The organism is Trinickia camelliae (assembly GCF_053525655.1).
The window spans coordinates 123,042-145,967 of the sequence record NZ_JBCHAA010000010.1; the positions used below are offsets into that span (position 1 = coordinate 123,042).

At 62.8% G+C, this 22,926-nt stretch carries 19 protein-coding genes; 9 read left to right on the top strand and 10 right to left on the bottom strand.

Annotated elements, in window-relative coordinates; translation table 11 throughout:
- Window positions 1–43 precede the first annotated feature (43 nt).
- From efeB to AAHK20_RS17970, 3 genes are read right to left on the bottom strand one after another with little or no spacing between them, the layout of a single operon-like run.
- Entirely contained in the window at window positions 44–1,375 is a 1,332-nt protein-coding gene (gene efeB, locus AAHK20_RS17960; protein WP_449182848.1) for an iron uptake transporter deferrochelatase/peroxidase subunit, read from the bottom strand.
- 1 nt (window position 1,376) lies between these two features.
- Window positions 1,377–2,537: an NHL repeat-containing protein gene (locus AAHK20_RS17965; RefSeq protein WP_449182849.1), complete on the bottom strand. Its 1,161-nt coding sequence runs from the start codon at window positions 2,535–2,537 to the stop codon at window positions 1,377–1,379.
- A 52-nt stretch (window positions 2,538–2,589) separates the two neighbouring features.
- Entirely contained in the window at window positions 2,590–4,059 is a 1,470-nt protein-coding gene (locus AAHK20_RS17970; protein WP_449182850.1) for a carbohydrate porin, read from the bottom strand.
- Between the two features lie 389 nt (window positions 4,060–4,448).
- On the opposite strand from AAHK20_RS17970, the gene AAHK20_RS17975 reads away from it, so the two are divergent.
- The gene (locus AAHK20_RS17975; RefSeq protein WP_449182851.1) at window positions 4,449–5,285 is read left to right on the top strand and encodes an arylamine N-acetyltransferase family protein; all 837 of its coding nucleotides are present in this window, start codon (window positions 4,449–4,451) and stop codon (window positions 5,283–5,285) included.
- A 4-nt stretch (window positions 5,286–5,289) separates the two neighbouring features.
- Window positions 5,290–5,967, top strand: coding sequence for a methyltransferase family protein (locus AAHK20_RS17980; RefSeq protein ID WP_449182852.1), 678 nt, complete (start codon window positions 5,290–5,292; stop codon window positions 5,965–5,967).
- A gap of 19 nt (window positions 5,968–5,986) precedes the next feature.
- Here AAHK20_RS17980 and AAHK20_RS17985 read toward each other — a convergent pair whose 3' ends face one another.
- Window positions 5,987–6,901, bottom strand: coding sequence for a LysR family transcriptional regulator (locus AAHK20_RS17985; RefSeq protein WP_449182853.1), 915 nt, complete (start codon window positions 6,899–6,901; stop codon window positions 5,987–5,989).
- A 117-nt stretch (window positions 6,902–7,018) separates the two neighbouring features.
- Here AAHK20_RS17985 and AAHK20_RS17990 point away from each other — a divergent pair, with 117 nt between their 5' ends.
- From AAHK20_RS17990 to AAHK20_RS18000, 3 genes are all read left to right on the top strand, one after another.
- On the top strand, window positions 7,019–8,185 hold the full coding sequence (locus AAHK20_RS17990; protein ID WP_449182854.1) for a mandelate racemase/muconate lactonizing enzyme family protein: 1,167 nt from the start codon (window positions 7,019–7,021) through the stop codon (window positions 8,183–8,185).
- Window positions 8,186–8,287: 102 nt separating this feature from the next.
- A complete protein-coding gene (dctA, locus tag AAHK20_RS17995; protein WP_449182855.1) occupies window positions 8,288–9,613 on the top strand; it encodes a C4-dicarboxylate transporter DctA in 1,326 nt (441 codons plus the stop codon).
- A gap of 165 nt (window positions 9,614–9,778) precedes the next feature.
- Window positions 9,779–10,900: an alkene reductase gene (locus AAHK20_RS18000; RefSeq protein ID WP_449182856.1), complete on the top strand. Its 1,122-nt coding sequence runs from the start codon at window positions 9,779–9,781 to the stop codon at window positions 10,898–10,900.
- A gap of 77 nt (window positions 10,901–10,977) precedes the next feature.
- On the opposite strand, the gene AAHK20_RS18005 is transcribed toward AAHK20_RS18000, so the two are convergent.
- Window positions 10,978–11,682: an SDR family NAD(P)-dependent oxidoreductase gene (locus tag AAHK20_RS18005; RefSeq protein ID WP_449182978.1), complete on the bottom strand. Its 705-nt coding sequence runs from the start codon at window positions 11,680–11,682 to the stop codon at window positions 10,978–10,980.
- 136 nt (window positions 11,683–11,818) lie between these two features.
- Here AAHK20_RS18005 and AAHK20_RS18010 point away from each other — a divergent pair, with 136 nt between their 5' ends.
- Window positions 11,819–12,748: a LysR family transcriptional regulator gene (locus AAHK20_RS18010; RefSeq protein WP_449182857.1), complete on the top strand. Its 930-nt coding sequence runs from the start codon at window positions 11,819–11,821 to the stop codon at window positions 12,746–12,748.
- A 54-nt stretch (window positions 12,749–12,802) separates the two neighbouring features.
- Here the strand turns inward: AAHK20_RS18010 and AAHK20_RS18015 are convergent, their stop codons facing one another.
- Complete coding sequence (locus AAHK20_RS18015; protein WP_449182858.1) at window positions 12,803–13,693, bottom strand: LysR family transcriptional regulator; 891 nt, start codon at window positions 13,691–13,693, stop codon at window positions 12,803–12,805.
- Window positions 13,694–13,853: 160 nt separating this feature from the next.
- Here AAHK20_RS18015 and AAHK20_RS18020 point away from each other — a divergent pair, with 160 nt between their 5' ends.
- Both AAHK20_RS18020 and AAHK20_RS18025 read left to right on the top strand, forming a co-directional pair.
- On the top strand, window positions 13,854–14,594 hold the full coding sequence (locus tag AAHK20_RS18020) for an SDR family NAD(P)-dependent oxidoreductase (RefSeq protein WP_449182859.1): 741 nt from the start codon (window positions 13,854–13,856) through the stop codon (window positions 14,592–14,594).
- A 22-nt stretch (window positions 14,595–14,616) separates the two neighbouring features.
- Window positions 14,617–15,309 carry an NADPH-dependent F420 reductase gene (locus AAHK20_RS18025; RefSeq protein WP_449182860.1) on the top strand — a complete coding sequence of 231 codons (693 nt, stop codon included), beginning with the start codon at window positions 14,617–14,619 and terminating at the stop codon, window positions 15,307–15,309.
- Window positions 15,310–15,392: 83 nt separating this feature from the next.
- Here AAHK20_RS18025 and AAHK20_RS18030 read toward each other — a convergent pair whose 3' ends face one another.
- On the bottom strand, window positions 15,393–16,493 hold the full coding sequence (locus AAHK20_RS18030) for an acyltransferase family protein (protein ID WP_449182861.1): 1,101 nt from the start codon (window positions 16,491–16,493) through the stop codon (window positions 15,393–15,395).
- 259 nt (window positions 16,494–16,752) lie between these two features.
- Between AAHK20_RS18030 and AAHK20_RS18035 the strand changes: the two genes are divergently transcribed.
- Window positions 16,753–19,233: a GcvT family protein gene (locus AAHK20_RS18035; RefSeq protein WP_449182862.1), complete on the top strand. Its 2,481-nt coding sequence runs from the start codon at window positions 16,753–16,755 to the stop codon at window positions 19,231–19,233.
- Between the two features lie 244 nt (window positions 19,234–19,477).
- Here the strand turns inward: AAHK20_RS18035 and AAHK20_RS18040 are convergent, their stop codons facing one another.
- The 3 genes from AAHK20_RS18040 to AAHK20_RS18050 form a co-directional block, all read right to left on the bottom strand.
- Window positions 19,478–20,443 carry a type II secretion system F family protein gene (locus AAHK20_RS18040; RefSeq protein WP_449182863.1) on the bottom strand — a complete coding sequence of 322 codons (966 nt, stop codon included), beginning with the start codon at window positions 20,441–20,443 and terminating at the stop codon, window positions 19,478–19,480.
- A gap of 76 nt (window positions 20,444–20,519) precedes the next feature.
- Window positions 20,520–21,497, bottom strand: a complete 978-nt coding sequence (locus AAHK20_RS18045) for a type II secretion system F family protein (RefSeq protein WP_449182864.1) — start codon at window positions 21,495–21,497, stop codon at window positions 20,520–20,522.
- 52 nt (window positions 21,498–21,549) lie between these two features.
- Window positions 21,550–22,914, bottom strand: coding sequence for a TadA family conjugal transfer-associated ATPase (locus AAHK20_RS18050; RefSeq protein ID WP_449182865.1), 1,365 nt, complete (start codon window positions 22,912–22,914; stop codon window positions 21,550–21,552).
- Window positions 22,915–22,926 lie beyond the last annotated feature (12 nt).

A 22,926-nucleotide genomic window follows, 5' to 3' on the forward strand; every position in this document is an offset into this window, starting at 1 on the left:
CCTCTTCGAATATCTGTGTTTGTTGGCGTCGCGGTGACGTCTGTCAAGCCTCGAACAGCTCCGCGCCGATAAACGAACCTTCCTTCGCGCCCGGCGGGATCGCGAAGATCGCGCTGCCGACGTGCGTCGTGAACTGGTTCATCATGTCGAGCTTCGCGAGCTTCTCATTGATCGGAATAAAGCCGGTGCGCGGGTCGCGCTGGTGCGCGATGAAAATCAGCCCGGCATCGTACTCCGTTTCCTGACGCCATGGCGGCCAGCGTTCGATGTAGAAATTCGTGCTGTCGTTGTACGAATACGAGCGGCGCAGAATGCGCTGGCCGTTGTTCGTCGCGGCCGTCGACAGGCGCACGTGCGAGTTGTCGGGGATCAGCGCATTGCCGTCCTTGTCCTGGGCGTCGAGATCGAGCTCGTCGAACTCGTTCTTCTTGCCGATCGGCGCGCCGCTGTACTTGTGGCGCCCGAACACCGATTCCTGGAAGCCGACTTCCATCTGGTCCCAGTGCTCGATCGTGATGCGGATGCGGCGGAACACGGCGTAGGTGCCGTTCTTCATCCACGCCGGGCCTTCGTCGCCGGCCCAGATGAACTGGTTCATCAGCGCGGGGTCTTTGGTGGGCGGATTGTTCGTGCCGTCCTTGAAGCCCATCAGGTTACGCGCGGTCTGCCCCTTCGGGCCCGACAGGAAACCGGCCTGGCCCCAGCGCATCTGCAGGTTGCCGTAGCCCATGCGCGCGAGCTGGCGCACCGCGTGGAAGGCGACTTGCTGGTCGTTCGCGCAGGCCTGGATGTAGAGGTCGCCGCTCGATTTCTCCGGCACCAATTGGTCGCCGTTGAAGCGCGGCAAGTCGACGAGCGCGGCGGGGCGCTTGTCGGCGAGACCGTAGCGGTCCTTGCCGTCTTTCGTGAAGAGACCTGGGCCGAAGCCGAACGTGATCGTGAGGCCGGCCGCGCCGAGACCGAGCACGTCGCCCGAATCGGGCGCGGGCTTGTCGTCGGCCGTGGGCAACGGCTGGGCCGTTTGGCCGCGCGTGAGGCGCGCGGCGGCATCGGTCCATGCGCGCAACAGCGCGATCACGTCTTCGCGTTTGGTCGTCGTCAGATCGAACGCGGCCACGTACGTATGCGCCTGCTGCGGCGTGACGACGCCGCCTTGGTGGACGCCGTAAAAGGGCTCCACCGCGAATTGCGGATCGTCCGCGTGCGCGCCGTCATGCGTGGGCTTGTGCGCGGACCCCGATGGGGTCTGTGCCGCGTTCGCGGCGCTCGTGCCGAGCGCGGCTCCCAGCGTCGCGCCGGCCGCTACCGCGGCGCCGCTCGCTTTGAGGAAGCCACGCCGCATCGGGCACTGCGGCGGCTTGGTATCGTCGGTCATGTTATTTCGCCAGTACCAGAGTGTTCACGTCGTCTTGGACGTAGTAGAAACCGTCGCCTTCGGGCGTCATGACGAGGCCGAACAAGTCGCCGTTGCCCGGGGGCGATTGGGCCTTGTCGGTGTCGATCCAGCGCGCGTAGATCTGCTTGCCGGAAGCCGGGTCGATCTCGACGACCTGGCCGTTCAGCGCGTTCGTGACCAGCAGGTGGCCGTTGGGCGCCGTATCCATCGCGAGCGGGCGGTGCAGGAGGCCGTCGGCGGTGAGCTGGCGGCCGACGCCCGCGCTGAAATCGCGCGTGAGCGGATCTTCGATGACGTTGACGCGGTTGCCGATCGCATCCGACACGTAGAGCAGCTTGCGGTCGGCGGACAGGGCGAGGCCGGTCGGTCCGACCAGGAACACGCCCTTGTCGGCCTGCGCGCCGAAGCCGCTCGCGACCACCGTCTGCTTCTTGACGACCGGCGGCTTGCCGGCGGGCACGTCGAGGTCGACACGCAGCACCGTGGCCTGCTTGAACACGGGCGGGTCGCCGTCGGGGCCGACCGCATCCGCGCGGCCGACGCCGAAGCCCGCCATCGAGATGAACAGCGTCGCAGTGTCGCCGTTGTCGACGACGGCCATGTTGCCCCACGGGTCGTTGATGTTTTCGCCGGTGATCGTCGAGACGACCTTGCCCTGGTTGTCGAGCACGATCAGGCAGCCGGCGCCTTTGGTCGACGTGGTGCCGTCATTGCTCGGCGTGCTGCCGACGATCACCCAGCCCGACTTCAGCACCGTCATCGCCGTCGACAAGCCGATCCCGCCCGGGCATTCCTTCAAGTCGCGCGGAATCGTCGCGAACGTCGTCATCTGCTTGGTGTCGGGGTGATAGTCGACGATCGTGCTGCCGGTGCCTTGCAGGTTGGCCGAATTGTTGAAGTTGTCGACCAGCACGTCGCCCTTCTTGAACGCGCCCGAGGTCACCGGCGCGACCGCGATCGCGTACGGGTTCTGGTCGCCGTTGTCGGGCACCGTGTTGATGAGCGTCGTGTGCTTGTGGACGGTTTCGAGGAAGCCTTGCGGTTCCGCGTAGGCCGCCTGCGCGCCGGCGAGCGCGGCCGCCGCGGCGGCTGCCGCGAGCGCGACGCGTGCGCCGGATTTCGTAAGCGAGAGTGGTTTCATGTTTGTACCGCCGTCAGTCGTCGATTGCGAAAAAGTGCTGGTGCCTGAAGCCTCAGAACGTGATGTTGGTGCGCATGCCGATCACGAACGTGTTGCGCAACGCTTGCGTTTGGTTGTTCGGGTTCTGGCCCGCGCCCGCGTTGAACGTGTATTGCGCGTCGGCCTGCAACTGCCACCACGGCGTGACTTGATACTGATAAGTGGCTTCGAGCGCCGTTTCGCTGCCGCGCGGCACGAAGCCGTTGTTCACGTCGAAAGCGGTGGCGTGGTTGCCGACCTTGATGTAGGCGAGGCCGAGGCCGACGCTGTCGTTGTCGCGCCCCTTGAACGGCGCTTTCATCACGATGCCGGCGTTCGCGCTGACGCTCACTTCGTTGCGGTCGCCGGGCGCGCCCATCACGCGCGCGAATACGCCGAGGCTGCGCGGCGAGTCCGGGTCGGGGCGCCACACCATCTGGTCGGCCACGGCGTAGAAGCTGTAGTCGCCACGGTGCGTCGTACCGTCTTGCAACTGATCGGCGAAGGTCTCGTTGTTGTACCAAACGCCGAGCTTGTAGGTGCCGGGCAGGCCGCCGCTGCCGCTCTTCGCGTCGCCCGGCATTTCCATCGCGCCGTCGCCGGGCTGGTTGATCGCATACTGCACTTCGCCGATATAGAGCGCGCCGTTGTGCAGGTTGAAGTTCGTGCCGCTCAGGTTGGTCTGATCGTTGCCGAGCGGGTCGCTGTCGAACACGCCGGCCAGCACCGTCACGGACGGCGTGATCTGCGCGCGCACGCGCACGCCAAGGTCGGCGAGCGGGTAGGCGGGGCCGCCGTTCGGCATGTCGTACGAGGGCAGGCCCGGCCAGCCGAACATCGTGTTGACGAAGGTGGCCGCGTACGAGCTGACCATGAACTCCTGGTCGAGACTCTGCTGGCCGACCTTGACGTCGACCTTCTTGTTGAGGAACGACTGCTGGTACCACATCTCCCACAGGCGCGTCGTGTCTTGCGCTTCGATGCCGCTCGCCGTATTCAGCGTGCCGAGATAGCGCGTGGAGAGGTTGGTGCCATGAATCTGCAGCGCGCTGATGTTGAACAGGCCGCCCGGCAAGCCGAACGCCTTTTGCGTATCGGCTTGCAACGACATCGTCGTCAAGCCGTCATACGTGCCGCCCGTGCCGAGGCCGCCGCGCGTGTTGTAGAGGTATTCGCTCGTTTCCTGGAGGCCGAAACTGATACCGTACTTGTTGAGCCACGGACGCAGGCCGCCGATGTCGCCGAGCAGATTCTGGCGGGTCCACAGGCCGGTCCATTGGTTGGTCGGCTGCGCTTGAATCTTGAGGTCGGCTTCGGGCGCTTCTGTAGCATCCGAGCTTTGGGCATGAACCGCGGAGGTGCTTGCAATCGAAGCGCAAGCGAAAGCCGTGTGAATCGCAAGGCGGCGGAGCGCAGGCAAACGCGAAGGTAGATGTGCGCCACGCGGCGCATCCCCGTACGAACCCTTCTTGGCGACGCGCGCGATGGACGAAGCAAGCTTCATCGGAGTCCTTTGTTGTTAGATCTGGCAGGTAGCCAAGGTTGGCGATTCTTGTCTTGGCGGTCTGTGGCGAATCGCTCTTATGTGCTGCCGTACAGAACGGCCGAGCAATACAGCGAATTACGAGATCGTACTCATGCGGAATGGCATCGTCAATACAAATGCGAATGATTCGCATCCATATTACTAGGGCGTAATGCTTGAATTTACGAAGTGCTTCAAATTGGCTAGTTCATAACAATAAAAATGAAATTTAAACGTAATAAAAATGAAAATATCGAAGCAGCGGATCGCCCTTGTCATAGGCTTCGCGGGCTGCGCGCATTCGTCCGAACTGAGGTAGCCTGAACTGGATTCGATACGGTTCGCATTACATTGATTAGGGGGATTAGATGACGCAGGAGCATCCACCGCTCGATCTCGACCGCTATTTCGAACGCATCGGCTACACCGGTCCGCGTGCACCGACGCTCGAAGTGCTTCAAGAACTTCAATGGCTGCATCCGCAGCGCATCCCGTTCGAGAATCTCGATCCGCTGACCGGGCGCCGCGTGTTCGTCGATCTGCCGTCGGTCGTGGCGAAGCTGGTCGAGCGCCGTCGCGGCGGGTACTGCTTCGAGCAGAACACGTTGTTCGCGCACGTGCTGATGCAGCTCGGTTTTCGCGTGACGCCGCATATCGCGCGGGTGCTTTGGGGCCGGGCGCCGGACGCGATCACCGCGCTTTCGCACATGCTGCTGCGGGTTGAGATAAACGATGAAGCCTGGCTCGCCGACGTCGGGTTCGGCAGCGTCACGCTGACGTCGCCGCTGCGTTTCGTGCCGGACGTGGTGCAGCAAACGCGTCTCGAGTCGTTTCGATTGAGCGTGTCGGCCACGGGCGCCTTCGATCTCGAACTGCGGACGCCGGAGGGCTACCCGAAGGTGTATCGCTTCCTGCCGCAGAAAGCGGAGTGGATCGACTACGAAGTCGCGAACTGGTACACGACGGCGCACCCCGAATCGCGCTTCACGAACAATCTGGTCGTGAGCCGGGTGCTGCCGCCCGGACGCGTCACGCTCTTCAACGACACGCTGACCGAGCGCGCCAAAGACGGCAGCAGCACGGTGCACAAGATCCGCAGCGCACGCGAACTCGAGCGCGAGCTGACGGAGCGCTTCGATATCGATCTCTCGGGCATCGATGTCGCCGATGTGTTCGAACGCGTCGCCGTGCGCGAGGAGGGCTAGCGCCGTGATTCCCCGTCTCATCGTCAACACGCTGGCCTGGGTGGTGATCATGGGCGCGCTGCTGTTCGGCGCGGCCGGCACCACGCAATGGCCGGCCGGCTGGGCATTTCTCGTCGAAATGACGCTGCTCAGCTTCGCCTCGGGCATCTGGCTCGCCCAGCACGATCCGGCGCTGCTCGCCGAGCGCATGACGGTATTCGTGCAGCGCGGACAGAAGCGCTGGGATCAGATCTTCATGATGTGTGCCGCCGTGGCGTGGATCGCGTGGCTCGTGCTAATGGGGCTCGACGCGCGGCGCTTTCACTGGTCGGAGGTGTCGCCGTGGCTGCAAGGCATCGGCGGCGCGTTGATGGCCGGGAGCATCTTCTTCGTTTGCATGGTGTTTCGCGAGAACAGCTTCGCGTCGCCGGTCGTCAAGATTCAAAGCGAGCGCGGACACAAGGTGATCGACACGGGGCCGTACGCTTACGTTCGGCATCCGATGTATTCGTGCGCGATCTTTTATCTCGTCGGCATGGCGCTGTTGCTCGGGTCGTGGTGGGGGCTCGCCTTCGTGCCACTAATCGTGGCGGGGCTCGCCTATCGAGCGGTGCGCGAAGAGGGCGTGCTTGCGGAGCAGCTCGAGGGGTATGACGCGTATCGGTCGCGCGTGCGGTATCGGCTCGTGCCGCATGTCTGGTGAGGGCAGCCGGCTTCGATGCTCAAGCCGCGGCCGTTATCCCCACATGCTTGAATCGCTCGACCAGAAAATCGATGAACGCTCGGGCGCGTGCAGACTGATTGCGCTTGTTCGGGTAGTAGACGAAGAGATCGGCGGACGGCTGCACGAATTCGGGCAACACGACGCGCAGCCGCCCGCTCTCGAGATATTTCGCCAGATCCCATTCCGAGCGCACGAGAATGCCGTGACCGTCGAGCGCCCAGCCGAGTACGATGTCGCCGTCGTTGCTCGACAGCATGCCGTGCACCTTCACGACCTCGGTGTGATCGCCGTGCACGAGTCGCCATACGCCGTGGGCATCGTCGTTTTGCCGGTGCACGATGCAGTGATGGTGGGCCAGGTCGGCGAGCGTCTCCGGGGTCCCGTGTCGGGCCAGATACGCGGGCGACGCGCACAGAAAGCGCCGGTTCGACATCACGCGCCGCGCGTTGAGCCTTTTGTCGGGCAGTGAGCCGAAGCGGATCGCCAGATCGATGCCGCTCTCGACCAGATCGACTGGCCGATCCGTCAGGTCCAGCTGCACTTCGACGTGCGGATAGCGCTTCGCGAATTCCGATACCAACGGCGCAATCGTCGTGCGTCCGAACCCGAGCGTCGCGTTCACGCGCAAGAGCCCGCGCGGCACGGAGCGGCTCGACGCGACCGCGTCTTCCATCTCGCGAATCTCGGCGAGGATGCGCGTCGCGTGATGCAAATAGGTCTCGCCTTCGGCAGTCAGGCTGATGCTGCGCGTGGTGCGGTTCACGAGCCGCACGCCGAGCCGCGTTTCCATTTGCGACAGCCGTTTGGTCGCCGCGGGCGGCGTCAGATCGAGTTCGCGAGCCGCCGCCGACAAATTCCCATGCCGTGCAAGCAGCACGAAAAACTGCAGTTGAGAGGCGATGTCAGTTTTCACCGAAAGTTAATAAAGAAGTGACTTTCAGTGAATCATACCGCTCGATTTCGCGCCTAACCTAGCGGCTCCTCGAAGCATGTGGCTCCCGCCAACGTGCGATGTGTCCCTGGAGACTTCATGAAAATCGTCGAAATCCGCGAGAAAACTGTCCCGATCAGTTCCCCGATCCGCAATGCCTATATCGACTTCAGCAAGATGACGCTGAGCCTCGTCGCCGTGATCACCGACGTGATTCGCGACGGCAAGCCGATGGTCGGCTACGGCTTCAACTCGAACGGCCGCTACGGGCAGGGCACGTTGATGCGCGAGCGCTTCATCCCGCGTCTGACGGAAGCGGACCCGGCCTCGCTCGTCAACGATGCCGGCGACAACCTCGATCCGCACAAGATCTGGGCGACGATGTTCAAGAACGAGAAACCGGGTGGACACGGCGAGCGCTCGGTCGCGATCGGCACGATCGACATGGCCGTGTGGGACGCAGTCGCCAAGATCGAAGGCAAGCCGCTGTTCCAGCTCCTCGCCGACCGTTACGGCAACGGGCAGCCCAACCGCAAGATATTCGTCTACGCAGCGGGCGGCTACTACTACCCGGGCCAAGACCACGGGAAGCTGAAAGACGAAATGCGCAGCTATCTCGACCGTGGCTATACGGTCGTGAAGAAGAAAATCGGCGGGGCGTCGCTCGACGAAGACCTGCGCCGCATCGATTCGATCCTGAGCGTGCTCGGCGACGGTCAGAAGCTCGCTGTCGATGCGAACGGCCGCTTCGATCTCGACACCGCGATCCGCTACGCGAAGGCGCTCTCGCAATACGACCTGTTCTGGTACGAAGAGCCGGGCGATCCGCTCGACTACGAACTGCAAGCTGCCTTGCGCAACTACTACGACAAGCCGATGGCGACGGGCGAAGACCTGTTCTCGATGCAGGACGCGCGCAACCTGATCCGCTACGGCGGCATGCGCGCGGACCGCGATTGGCTGCAGTTCGACTGCGCGCTGAGCTATGGCCTCGTCGAATACCTGCGCACGCTTGAGATGCTGCATCAGCACGGCTGGTCGGCGAGCCGCTGCATTCCGCATGGCGGCCATCAGATGTCGCTCAATATCGCGGCGGGTCTCGGGCTGGGCGGCAACGAATCCTATCCGGACCTGTTCCAGCCGTACGGCGGGTTTCCCGATGGCGTCAAAGTCGACAACGGACATATCACCATGCCGGACCTGCCGGGTATCGGCTTCGAAGGCAAGGCCGACCTCTACGCGGAAATGCGCAAGCTGACGGCGTGATTCGAAGCGACCATAGGCGTTCGTAGAAGGCGCCGTGCAATGCGAAGCATGGGGTTGCCCTAAGTGCCAACGCGCCAGGGGCACCCGACAGGAGACACACTCATGCAAGGCTCAAGCCTTAAGAAGTACTTGTCTAAGCTTTATGTCCAGGTGCTGATCGGGATCATTGCCGGCGTGCTCGTCGGCCACTTCTTCCCCGACCTCGGTTCGCAGATGAAACCGCTCGGCGACCTGTTCATCCGCCTCATCCGCATGCTGCTCGCGCCGATCATCTTCGCGTCGGTCGTGGTCGGCATCGCTCGCATGAACGACATTCACGAGGCGGGCCGCGTCGGCGTGAAAGCGCTGCTGTACTTCGAAGTCGCATCGACGCTCGCGCTCGGCATCGGCCTCGTCGTCGTCAACGTGCTGAAGCCGGGCAGCGGCATGAACATCGATCCGGCGCACATCGACAGCACGGCGATCAGCTCGTACGCGCACAGCGCGCATCAGCACAGCATGCTCGATTTCTTCATGAGCATCGTGCCGAACAGCGTCGTCGGCGCATTTGCGAACGGCGAGATGCTGCCGGTGATCTTCTTTTCGGTGCTGCTGGCGATCGCGCTGGCGCGGCTCGGGCCGCGCACCGCGCCGTTCGTCGATATGCTCGACATGTTCCTGCAAGCGATGTTCGGCGTCGTGCGCATCGTGATGTACGCGGCGCCGATCGGCGCATTCGGCGGCATGGCGTTCACGGTGGGCAAGTACGGCATCGGCACGCTGGCCTCGTTCGGCCAGCTGATGCTGGCGCTGTATGTGACGTCGGTGCTGTTCGTGGTGGTCGTGCTCGGCATCGTGATGCGGCTGTGCGGACTTTCGCTGTGGAAATTCCTGCGTTACATCAAGGACGAAATCTTCATTACGTTCGGCACGGCCTCGACGGAAGCGGTGCTGCCGCAGATGATGATCAAGCTCGAAAAGCTTGGCTGCACGAAGCCGGTAGTCGGCATGGTGCTGCCGACCGGCTACACGTTCAACGCGGACGGCACCGCGATCTATCTGACGATGGCGGCGATTTTCGTGGCGCAGGCGATGAACATTCATCTGTCGATCTGGGACCAGCTGCTCGTGCTCGGTGTGCTGCTGCTGACGTCGAAGGGCTCGGCCGGGGTCGCGGGCGCTGGTTTCGTCGCGCTGGCGGCGACGCTCGCTTCGATGCAGAAGATTCCGGTGTCCGGGCTCGTGCTGCTGCTGGGCGTCGATCGTTTCTTGAACGAAGCGCGCGCGGTGACGAACCTGATCGGCAACGGCGTCGCGACGATCGCGGTCGCGCGCTGGGAGCGTGCGATCGATATGCAGCGTGCGCGCGCGGTGCTCGATCGCGAAGCGGGGGCGGGCGAGGAGGTGCAGGAAGCCGCTGAATCGGTGATGCGTTCGCAGTCTCGCTGATCCAGCGGGACGCGGCGGGCGTAAGCAGACAGTCACCTTCCATTTTTCCGTCTGGATTGAAGATCCTTCAATAACGAGGCCAATTATCAAGAACGCGGCGCGTGAACAGAATGGACACCACTGCAAGCGGTATCCCTTCATTCAACTTCACGAGCGATTCTTACCATGAGCCACGTTGATCTTTTCAGTTCCGCCACGCTGGCGGGGCGCCATGTCGAACACCGGGTTGTGATGGCGCCGATGTCGCGCGCCCGCAGCACGCAACCGGGCGACGTGCCGAACCGGACCAATGCGATCTACTATGCACAGCGCGCGTCGGCCGCGTTGATCGTGACCGAAGCGTCGCAGATTTCGCCGCAGGGCAAGGGTTATTCGTTTACGCCAGGCATCCACAGCGATGAACAGATCGCGGGCTGGCGCCTCGTCACGGATGCCGTGCACGAGAAGGGCGGCCGCATTTTCCTGCAGCTTTGGCACGTGGGTCGGCTGTCGCATCCGGACTTTCATGGCGGCGAGTTGCCGGTCGCGCCTTCGGCGGTCGAATTCGATGGACAGATCTGGAAAGTCGATCCAGCGACCGGACAAGGCGCGATGGTCGATTCGCCCACGCCGCGCGCGCTCACCACGGAAGAAGTGCGGCAGGTCGTGCAGGACTTTCGTCAGGCCGCGCGCAACGCCATGAAAGCGGGCTTCGACGGCGTGGAAATTCACGGCGCGAACGGGTACCTGATCGACCAATTTCTGCGCACGACCTCGAATCTCCGCACTGACGAATACGGCGGTTCGCGCGAGAACCGGCTGCGGTTCTTGAAAGAGGTCATCGACGCGATCGCGGATGAGATCGGCGCCGAGCGTACAGCGATTCGGCTCGCGCCGTTCCTGACCGCGCGCGGCATGGCTTGCCCCGACATCCTGCCGACGATCCTCGATGCCGCAACCTTCCTGCAGGCGCGTGGCATCGCTTACCTGCATCTCGTCGAAGCCGACTGGGACGACGAGCCCCAATTCACGGAAACGTTCCGGCGCGAGCTTCGCGAGCGCTTCTCGCGACCGATCATCGTGGCGGGCAAATACGACTTCGAGCGCGCGAACTGGGTGTTGTCGAACGGCTATGCCGACTTTGTCGCGTTCGGCCGTAAGTTCATTGCGAACCCGGATCTGCCGCGCCGCCTGGAGCAAGGTCTGCCGCTGGCCGATTTCGACGCGAGCACTTTGTTTGGTGGCGATGCGCGTGGGTATAGCGACTATTCGGCGTGGGCCGAGGATGAGGCCATGTCGGTCGAGTAACGCTGGGCAGGATTGATCGATGGTCGAATCCAGCGATCGGAGCGGACGGATGATGCGCCAGCGCTCGCCGCCGCTCCTCACCAGGGAACGACTCTTCCCAGATAGTCCAAGTAATGCAATCCCGAGCGGCCTTCGTAAGCCTCGATCGTGTTGACCAGGTTCGGGATGCTCTCATCGATGCTCAGACGGGCGTTGGGTCCTCCCATGTCCGTTCGTACCCAGCCAGGCGCCATTAGCAACAAGGTTCGCGGGTCATCCGCGTGGCGCGCGGCAAAGCTGCGCATGAACATATTGAGCGCGGCCTTGCTGCCCCGATAGACCTCGAAATTCCCGTTGACGTTGTTCGCGACACTGCCTTGGCCCGACGACATCACGCCAATCGTTCCGTTTGCATGAACGAGATCTTGAAGCGTCTCGATCACTCTCATTGGACTGAGCGAATTCGTCACCATCACACGGATGAATTCCTCGGTCGAGACATCGGCGATCGTTTCGCGAACGTCGTTGATGACGCCCGCGTTCACGAACAGAACGTCGAGTCGTCGATCCTTGAGACGACCGCGCAACGCGGCGACCTGATCGGGATGCGTGATATCGACGGTTTCGACTTCCAGCGCGCCCTCGGTGCTTTCTGATAGCCGGCGCAGCTCGTCTGTCGAGCTTTGCCTCCCGGTGGCGATCACTCGCCAGCCACGCTTGAGGTACTCCTCGACCATGGCGAATCCGAGGCCGCGCGATGCGCCGATTAGGAGGACGGTTTTCTGCGCAGAGACGTCTTGCATGTATAGCTCCTTGTAAGCGAGACCACGAGTCGGTACATCGAATATATCGATGAGACAGACATGCCGGAAGGCGCAGCAGATGCATTCATAACCTGCGCCGAACGCCATGTCTCGCCCCCCAGTGCTACGATCAGGCATGCCCGAACCCGATTTGAACCTCCTCATTGCGCTCGACGCATTGCTTGCCGATGGCAGTGTGGCGAATGCCGCGCGGCGGCTCGGCTTGAGCGCCTCGGCCATGAGCCGAACCTTGGCTCGCCTGCGCGAGACGACCGGCGATCCGTTATTGGTCCGCGCGGGGCGAGGTATGGTGTTGACCCCCTATGCCGAGGGACTTCGCGAACGCACGCACAATGCGCTGACTGAAGCTCGCGCCTTGCTTCGTCCCTCCCAGACGGAACTCGATCTCTCGACGTTGCGGCGCACCTTTACGATTCGAGCCAACGACGGTTTCGTCGACGCCTTGGGTTCGCGGCTGATCGCTGCGGCAACGGCGGTTGCGCCGCATGTGTGTTTGCGCTTCGCACCGAAACTCGACAAGACCGCGACGCATTTGCGTGACGGCTCGGCTGACCTCGAGATTGGCGTTTTGGGCGAGATGGGTCCGGAGGTGCGCTTGCAGGCGCTGTTCCGCGATCGTTTCGTGGGCGTCGTCAGACAAGGTCATCCGCTGGAATTCGAGCGCCAAGTCACAGCTGAACGCTATGCCGCTTTCGGCCACGTGGTCGCTTCACGACACGGGCGCGCAAACGGACCGGTTGACGATGCGTTGGCTGCATTAGGTCTCGAACGAACCATCGTGGCGGTGGTTCCGGGCTTTCCCGCGGCGCTGACCGTGGCTCGAGCTTCGGATCTCATCGCGCTCGTCCCCGCATCGTTCCTGGGCATACAGACAGAACACGGCGAAGGTGTCGAATGCGACGGCGCCTACGTTTTCGAGCTTCCCGTTGCAACGGAGAAGATTACGGTGTCGCAGATGTGGCATCCCCGTTTAGAGGCCGACCCCGCTCATCGTTGGCTCAGGCAACTCGTGCTCTCGGTTTGCCGCCGACAACAGTCGCTCTAACGCGTCGGTGAGCGAGGCCGTACAGCGCTCCGGTCGATTCCATTGACCTAAAGACTAAAGACGCGGCGGAAGTGCCGAGGCAAAGAAGTCGGTCGCGCGGCGCACACGCGCTGGCACATAGCGGCGTTTGGGCCAGACGAGGCTGACGTCTCTGACGTCGCGGATGAATTCGTCAAGCACGGTGATCACGTCCGGATGCGTGAGTTCACCGGCAAGCGACACCTTGGCAAAGAGGCCGATTCCCACACCGGCCAGCACGCCGGCCCGGATCGTTTCGACGCTGTTGGACGACAGATTGCCGTGAACGGTCACGCTGAATCTGCCTTCCGGCCCGACAAACGGCCAATTCGCCGACTCAAGCAGACCGCCATATAAAAGGCAATTGTGATCGACGAGTTCGGCAGGGCTCTTGGGTATGCCGCGTTGCTCGAAGTAGCGACGTGAGCCGACGCATACGAGAGGGGTGCCGCCTACGCGCCTGACGACCGCGTCGGGATCATCGACCGGGCCCACTCGGATCGCCAGATCGATCCGGTCTTCCACCATGTCTCGCACGAAGTCCGAAAGCACGAGATCGACCTCAAGGCCGGGATTGCGCGCTAGCAGTTCGGGGATGAGCGGCAGGACGTGAAGCCGGCCGAAAGTCGACGAGACGGCGATCCTGATGGAACCCGAGACATCGAGCGTGCTGCTGGCCAGTTCGCTGTCGACTTCATCCATCTCGGCGACGAGCGGTTTGGTCCGATCGTAGTAGCGCTGCCCCTGATCGGTCAGGGTCACGCTGCGCGTGCTCCGGTTGAAGAGCATCACGCCGAGGCGCTTCTCCAGCGCGCCGATGGCCTTGCTGATCGCGGATTGTGTCTCGCCGGTTCTGCGCGCCGCAGCGGTAAAACCGCCTGCTTCGACCACGGCGATGAAGGCGTTCAATTCGTGAAACCGATCCATTGCAGTCTTCCCGAGGACGCGTCATGCGCGAGATTGCGTGATTGCCGCTGATTTGACCAATTCTTTTGGAGAATGGGTCTTATGAAAAATCCGCTGATTATCATGGCCGGCGACGGCAATTACGATCTTCCTGTCATTCACGAACAGACAGAAGGTCCCCATGCCCACTCTCACAGGCAAAGTCGCCGTCATTAGCGGCGGGACAACCGGCATCGGTTTAGCAATCGCCCAGCGGTTTGTCGCCGAAGGCGCACACGTCTTTATCTTCGGCCGCCGGCAAGCGCAGCTTGCCGAGGCCGCCGAGCTGATCGGACGCAACGTCACCGCGATCCAGGCCGATGCGGCGAACCTCGACGACCTCGACCGTGTCGCGGCTGCCGTCAAGGAAGAAAAGGGTGTCGTCGATATCGTCGTGTCGAACGCCGGCTATACGAAACAGGCTTCGATCGACACCATCACGCCCGAGCATTTCGACAAGGCGTTCAACCTCATGGCGCGCGGCCCCGTATTCCTCGTGCAGAAGCTGCTGCCGCTGATGACGGGTGGGGGATCGATCATCTTGGTCTCGTCGGCAATGCACCTCATGGGCATTCCTGGCCACACCGCTTACGCGGCGACCAAGGCGGCGTTGCGTTCCTATGCCCGCACGTGGGCGGCGGAGTTCAAGGATCGCGGCATTCGCGTCAACATGCTCAGCCCTGGCGTCACCGATACGCCGATTCTCGACGCGCAGATGGCGCCACGCGAGGACCTGGTGAGCATGTACCAGAGCATGGTCCCGCTCGGCCGGCTCGCGCGGGCCGAGGAGATGGCGAGCGCGGCGCTCTTCCTGGCGTCCGACCAGAGTTCCTACATGACAGGGGCGGATTTGATGAACGACGGCGGCATCGGTCAAGTTTGAGACTCGAGAAATGGAGCGTTCTATGAGCTACGCAATCATCGGGCTTGGCAAGATCGGCACGGCCATCGCCCAGGCTTTCGCCCGCCAGGGGATCGAAGTCGCGGTAGCAGGCAGGCGGCCGCTGGATGCGCTCGCGGCGCAGATCGGCCCGTCGCTCGTCCCCCGGCGGATCGAGGAGGCGGTCAAGGCTGATGTCGTCATCGTGGCCGTTCCCTTCGCTGCGCATCAGGAGGTCGCGCAGGCCGCCGAAAACTGGCAGGGGAAGATCGTGATCGACGCTACCAACGCGTTCGGCGTCTCACCCGAGGCATTGGGCGGGCTGCCGTCGACCGCGGCCCTTGCGAAGTCGTTCGCGGGAGCGAAGGTGGTGAAGGCGTTCAACCATCTGCCGGCGGGCGTCCTGGCCCAAGGGGCGAAGACGCCCCGGGGCGGGAAGCGGGTCGTGTTCGTCTCCAGCGACGATGGGGAGGCCAGCGCCTCAGTGGCGGCCCTTGTCGACCGGCTTGGCTTCGCCGCTATCCAGCTCGGGAAGATCGGCGAGGGCGGCCTGCTTGTCCAAGCACGGGGTCGCACGTGGGGCCAACTTATTTTTCAGGACTTGGCCAAGTTCGGTGATGAGCCATCTGGTCGGGTCGGGAAGGTCGCCGGAGATGCGATAAAAACCGACGACATCTCCCCGGATGAACTGATGGGAATCCTAAATGCGGCGAGGTGATGGTCTGTGCGATTAATAAGCTCGATAAACGGTCGATGCGACACGCGTTCGAGAGCCGTTACAAGCGGTATCCCCGCGGACTCTCAATCGATCGCAACGCGCGGCGCGTTCGCGCGGAAGTGGTCGGACCATGCGTAGATGCGTGCGCGGTACGGCGCTTCCACGCGGGTGTACAGGAAGTGAGCCAGCGCGAATGACGAGAAGATGAATAGCGTGATAGCGCCCGCTTGCACTTGCCACGATGTCGTTGGCTGCACGATTGCGAAGATTGGGCGGAAGATCACATGCCCGAGATAGACCGAATACGAGACGCGTCCTAGGTATTGAAACGGCTGAGCATCGAACAATGCGGCAACCGGGCCGCGATTGTCGGTGAGGGATACGACCAATGGCACGAATACGAAAGGCGCGGCGAGCGCAAGCAACGGGGGGCGATGGGCGCACGCGAAGAATGCGACCGCAACCGCGAGTACGCAAACCTGTGCAGGTGGCTTTCGCAGGACGTGGAATATGCGTGCGTCGCGGAAGTGCGCAATCAGAGTTCCAGCGAAGAACCCAAATTGGCAACGCGTCCATCCGAACCCCAGCGTCATGTTGAAACAATCCGCGGTCGGAACGCACTTCCGCACGTGAACCGTTGTCGTCACGGCTAGGGCGTATCCCACAATCGCGAGCGCAGCATAGACAACAACACGCGCGCGTCCACGCAACGCGAGACACAGAACACCAAAAAGGATGTAGACGTAAAACTCATCGCTTACGGACCAGTTGGCGTACGATCCAACGAAATGATCGAACGGGAATAAACCGTGAGACATTGAGACGAGCGCTGCAGATTCGCCTACGTTCGGAAGCACGGCCGGCCCGTGTGCATACCCCGCGAAAACGGCCGCGATCACGCCTAGATTCAGGCTCACGTAGTACAGGCCCGTCGTGACCATGTGTACGGGCCAAAGGCGCCCGAAGCGGCGAATCATGAAGACTCGAAATTCTGTCGGATCATCGAGCCTTTGCTCGTATGCCGTGCAGATCACGTAGCCGCTCAGAACGAAGAACAGATCAACGGCAAGATACCCGTTGCGCGCCCAGGCCATCCACGAGATACCTAGGCTCGAATGATAGATAACGACTAAAAGCGCGGCGGCGCCGCGCAACCCCTCAAGGCTGGTTATTGTCTTTCTCATCCGCCGGTCCCCGATCGTTCAGGTGTCTCCCCGATCGTGTGGTTATATAAAAAAAACGGGCGGGACTCAATGAGGTCGCGGGAAAACCCCTGAAAATCACGCTGGACTCTGCTTCGGAGGACGGGCTGTCTTGCCTAATTTTTGTCACATCGATGTGGCATCATGACGCAAATAGTGGCATTATGTTGCGCCGTGACAGGGCGCCAATTTAGCGCCCCAGCACACCGTCATCCCCGCTTCGTCCCTATACGAGACTTCCATGAGCTCAGGCATTCCGTCGCATTCGCGCGTTGTCATCATCGGTGGCGGCATCATCGGCTGTTCCGTCGCCTACCATCTCGCGAAGGCCGGCTGGACTGACGTGACGCTGCTCGAGCAAGGCCAATTGTCGTGCGGCACGACCTGGCATGCGGCAGGGCTCGTCGGGCAATTGCGCTCGCAGGAGAGCATGACGAAGCTGATTCGCTATTCGACCCAGCTCTACGCCGAACTCGAAGCCGACACCGGCCTCGCGACGGGCTGGAAGCAATGCGGATCGCTGTCGGTGGCGCGCACGGCCGAGCGCATGACGCAGCTCAAGCGCACCGCCGCGGTCGCGCGCGCGTATGGCGTCGAGTGCGACGTGATCAGCGCGAGCCAGGCGGGCGAGCTGTGGCCCGTGATGCGCACCGACGATCTGCTCGGCGCTGTCTGGCTGCCCGGTGACGGCAAGGCGAACCCGACCGATCTCACCCAAGCGCTCGCACGCGGGGCGCGGATGCGCGGCGCGCGCATCGTCGAGAACGTGCGCGTGACGGGCATCGATACCGAGCGTACGGACGCCGGCCGCAAGGCGACCGGCGTGAAGTGGCGCACCAAGGACGGCGACGTTGGCACGATCGGCGCCGATATCGTCGTGAATTGCGGCGGCCAGTGGGCGAAGGCGATCGGCCGTTTGTGCGGCGTGACGGTGCCGCTGCATTCGGCCGAGCACTACTACATCGTCACCGAGAAGATCCCGGGCGTGCATCCCGACTTGCCGGTCATGCGCGATCCGGACGGCTACATCTACTTCAAGGAGGAAGTGGGCGGACTCGTGATGGGCGGCTTCGAGCCCAACGCGAAGCCGTGGGGCATGGAGGGCATCCCCGCGAACTTCGAATTCCAGTTGCTCCCCGACGACTGGGATCAGTTCGAGATCCTGATGCAGAACGCGCTGATTCGCGTGCCCGCGCTTGAAACGGCGCAGGTGCGGCAGTTCTACAACGGCCCGGAGTCGTTCACGCCTGATAACAACTTCATCGTCGGCGAAGCGCCTGAGTTGAAAAATTTCTACGTCGGCGCGGGCTTCAACTCCATGGGGATCGCATCGGCGGGCGGCGCCGGGATGGCGCTCGCCGAATGGATCATGGCGGGCGAGCCGACGATGGACTTGTGGCCCGTCGACATTCGCCGCTTCGCGCGCTTCAACGGCAACGACACGTGGCTGCACGATCGCGTGAAGGAGACGCTGGGGCTGCACTACGCGATGCCCTGGCCGAATCGCGAGCTCGATACCGCGCGCCCGTTCCGGCGCTCGCCGCTCTACGCGCACCTACGCGACGCGGGCGCGTGCTTCGGCAGCAAGATGGGCTGGGAGCGCGCGAACTTCTTCGCGCCGAAAGGCGAGACGCCCGCGATTGAATACGGCTTCGGCCAGCAGAACTGGCATGCGTGGAGCGCGGCCGAGCATCGCGCCTGCCGCGAGCAAGTGGCGCTGTTCGATTTGACGTCGTTTTCGAAATTCCTGCTCAAGGGACGCGACGTCGAAGCCGTGCTGCAGGGGCTCGTCGCGAACGACGTGGCGGTCGAGCCGGGCAAGACCGTCTATACCGGCATGCTCAACGAGCGCGGCGGTTACGAGTCGGATTTCACGCTGACGCGCCTCGCCTACGATCAATACCTGCTCGTCACGGGTTCGGCGCAAACCGTGCGCGATCTCGACTTCATCGAAAAGCATCTGCCCGGCGACAAGGACTGCACGGTCGTAGACGTGACCGGCCAATACGCGGTGCTCGCCGTGATGGGGCCGAATTCGCGAGCGTTGCTGCAGCAAGTGTCGAAGAGCGATTTCTCGAACGAAGCGTTTGCGTTCGGCACGAGCCGCGAGGTGGATATCGGCTACGCGACGGTGCGCGCGACGCGTCTCACCTACGTCGGTGAGCTTGGTTGGGAGTTGTATGTGCCGGTGGAATTCGCGGTCGGCGTCTACGAGACGCTGATGGAGGCGGGCGCAGCGTTCGGCCTCGTCAACGCGGGCTACTACGCGCTCGACTCGCTGCGTATCGAGAAGGCGTATCGCGCGTGGGGACGCGAGCTGTCGCCTGATCGCGATCCGTTTGAAGCGGGGCTCGCCTTCGCGTGCAAGCTCGGCAAGGACATTCCGTTTCGCGGACGCGAGGCGCTGCTCGAACGCAAAGGCCAGCCGCTCGCGCGCAAGCTCGTTGCGCTGACCGTCGATGGACAAAGCGACAAGATGCTATGGGGCGGCGAGGCGATTCTGCGCGATGGGATGGCGGTGGGCTCGGTCAGTTCGGCCGCGTTCGGGCATACGCTGGGGTGCCCGGTGGCGCTCGGGTACGTCGTTGCCGATGGCGCTGCCGTGGACGCGGACTATTTGAAGAGCGGGCGGTTTCAGATCGATCTGGCCGGAGAGCGGCTCGATGTGACCGTGCATGTGAAGGCGCCGTACGATCCGGCTGGCGAGCGCGTCAACTCCTAGCGGCTTGGCTAAGGCAACTCTTTGAGTCGCGCTTCGCTGCGATGGCGCGATTCGATCGCGCCAAAAAAAAGGATGGGCGCATGACAAGCCGCCCATCGAAAGCCAGCTTCGTTGGAAGCACGAGCTGGCGGGGGTCTTCGAGTTTAGAAGTCGTGTTTAAAAAAAGCGGGCCGTTAGGGGGCCCGCGAACGCACGCCGCACTGCGGATCAGCGCGGTGCCACAAGTTCAGTGCGTGTACCGGTCCTAGCCTCCGGTGCCCGCCATGGTCGGCAAGAGCACCCGGTAGATGTGTATGAATGCGGGCCCGAGAATCACGGTCAGCAGGGCGGGAAAGATGCAGAAAATCAGCGGGAAAAGCAGCTTCAGGGCGATCTTTGCCGCCTTTTCTTCAGCTCTCATCCGGCGCCGAGTCCGCAGCGTATCGGACAGCACGCGCAACGAATTGCCGATGCTCGTGCCGAAGCGCTCGGCCTGAATCAACATCGCGCAGAACGAGTCGATATCTTCCACGCCGGTGCGGATCGCGAGGTTGCGCAGCGCTTTTTCCTTGGCGAAGCCCGAACGCATTTCGAGGATCGTGAGGTCGAGTTCGTTGGCTACCACCTTGCTGCGCAGCTTGATTTCGTCGGCGACTTTGAGAAGCCCGGCGTCGAAGCTAAGTCCGGCCTCGACGCAAACCGTCAGCAAGTCCAGTGCATCGGGGAAATCTTCCATCACGGTGCGCTGGCGCGATTGCACGCAACGGGTGAGGACGATGGTTGGGATGTAGTATCCCAGGCCGCCGAGCCCGATCAGTATGGCGGACAGGTTAATGGGCTCTTCGGTGAGCGAGGTCCTGGCGAGCCAGATCAGAGAGATCAGCGGCAGTGCCAGCGCAAGCAGCGTCTTCGCGGCGAAATAGACGCCGGCGGCGCTGGGCGAGCGCCAGCCCGCGTTCATGAGCCGCACGCGCAGCGTGGAGCCTTCCCAGCCGTCCTTCGGGATCGACAATTTCGAAATCGGCTGCGAAATGACCGCGAGCTTTTCGAGCCACTCGGTCCCTGTCGATTCGGCATCGGCCGGAGACGCGACGCGCGTGCCTCCTGCCTGTTCGATGCGCCGCCGCATGTCGCGCGGCGAGAACATGAGCATCGCGCCGAACGCCGCCGCGAAGACGACGACGAACAGGCCCACCATCAACAACAGGTTCATCGAATTGGGCGATTGCATGGCATTCCCTCTTTATCTTGATCTGCCCCGAGCCGGGTTTTTAGGCCCTGTTATCAGCTTGAACAGGCTCTAGGCACTACACGCGAATCCTGATGATTTTCCGCATCCACAGGACCCCGAACACCATCGAAACCAGCACCGTCTCGACCAGCTTCAATCCGGCCGGATCTGTCCAGAGGACTTCCAGAAAGGTTGGGTTGATGAGCATCATGAATCCGCAGGTGACGAACGGCAGTAATCCCAGCACCCAGGCGGACAGCTTGCCTTCCGCGGATAGCACGCGAACCTTGTCGAACAGCTTGAGGCGCTCGCGGATCAGCGTGGAAATGTTGTCGAGCACTTCCGCGAGATTGCCGCCCGACTCGCGCTGGATCAGCACCGCGATCACGAAGTAGCGCAAATCGTCGATCGGCACACGGGTCGCGAGATTCATCAACGCATCGCCGATCGGTACGCCGTAGTTGATTTCGTCGAACGTGATGCGGAACTCGCCGCCCATCGGCTCGGCGAACTCGGCGCTCACCATGCCGATCGCGCCGGAAAACGCGTGTCCTGCGCGCAACGCGCGGGAAATCATGTCGGCGGCGTCGGGCAGTTGCCGCTCGAGTTGGCGCAGGCGCTTCGTGACCCGGCGCTTGACATAGAGCCAGGGCAGTGCGCTTGTCAACAACGCGGCGGGCACCACGTAGAGCACGTGCACCGGCAGGAAGGTCGAGACCGCGAGTGCGACTGGCGGCAGTGCCGCGCTGATGCCGATCAGCCGTGTGACCGGGCACTTCATCCCCGACTGCTGGATCAAGAGATCGAGCTTTTTGACGCGCGGCAGCTGCATGAACATCCGGTCGAGCGGCTTCGAATCGTTCAGCATCCGGTCCTTCAGGATCGTCAAGCGCTCCTTGTTCACCTGGCCGCCGGCGGACAGCGCCTGGATGCGCGATTGGATCCGCTTGGCGGCGACGCCGTGCTGATTTTGCCACCAGTGATACATGCCTTCGAACGCGAGCACGACAGCCGCGAACACCAGCACAAGAAAAGCGTAGAAGGTCGGGTCCATGCAAGTCTCCAGAGACACCCTTCAGTTCAATGAATCCATCGGCTCACGCCGGTCACTTGGTTTCGAAGTGCCGGTTTGGATCGTAGAGCTGATCCGGCAAGTTGATGCCGAAAGCCTGCAGCCGCTCGACGAATTTCGGCCGCACGCCGGTTGCGCAAAACCGCCCGCGCACGCCACCGTTCTGATCGACGCCGGTTCGCTTGAACGTGAAGATTTCCTGCATGTTGACGATGTCGCCTTCCATGCCCGTGATTTCGGAAATGCTGACGATCTTGCGCTTGCCGTCGTTCAGGCGCGTTGCTTGCACGACGACGGCGATCGCTGAACAAATCTGCTGGCGCATCGTCTTCGGCGGCAGCGAAAGGCCGGCGAGGCTGATCATGTTTTCGAGGCGCGTGAGCGCGTCGCGTGGCGTATTCGCGTGGATCGTGGCGAGCGAGCCTTCGTGCCCCGTGTTCATCGCGTTCAACATGTCGAGCGCTTCCGCGCCGCGCACTTCGCCGAGGATGATGCGGTCGGGGCGCATGCGCAGGGCGTTGCGCACCAGTGTGCGCTGGGTGATTTCGCCGCGTCCCTCGATGTTCGGCGGGCGCGTTTCGAGCCGCAGCACATGCGGCTGACGCAGTTGCAGCTCGGCCGCGTCTTCGATCGTGACGATCCGCTCGTCGGGCGGAATGAAGCCCGAGAGGATGTTCAAGAGCGTCGTCTTGCCGCTGCCCGTGCCGCCCGAAATCAGGATGTTGACCTTCGCCTTGGACAAGGCGTCAAGCAATTCGGCCATCGGCGGCGTGAGGCTCTGCAGCTCGACCAGGTCGGAGACCTGCAGCGGATTGACGGCGAAGCGCCGGATCGACACGAGCGGCCCGTCGATCGCCGAGGGCGGGATGATCGCGTTCACGCGCGAGCCGTCCGGCAGGCGCGCGTCGACCATCGGGCTCGACTCGTCGATGCGGCGTCCGACGCGCGAGACGATCTTCTCGATCACCTTCATCAAATGCGCGTCGTCGTAGAACGTGATGTCGGTCAGCTCGAGCTTGCCTTTGCGTTCGACGTAGGTCTGCTGGGAGGTGTTGACGAGAATGTCGGAGACCGTCGGGTCGCGCAGCAGCACTTCGAGCGGGCCGAAGCCGAACATCTCGTCGTAGACGTCGATCACGAGCTGCTTGCGCTCGAAGTCGTTGGCGGGCGCCTTCTCCTCTTCGAGAATGCGCGAGATCAGCGTGCTGACTTCCTGGCGGACCTGATCGGTGCCGAGCCGGGAAAGACGCTCGAGCTCGACGCGATCGAGCACGAGCTGATGGACGTCGCGCTTGAGCTTCTGGTACGCGGCGCGCGCCATGCCGGGCGCGCGTCCTGCGCTGTCGCGTTCCCCGAACGACTGCATGAATTGCGTGGACATCTGATCGCGCAGCGACATGATGGTCTCCTT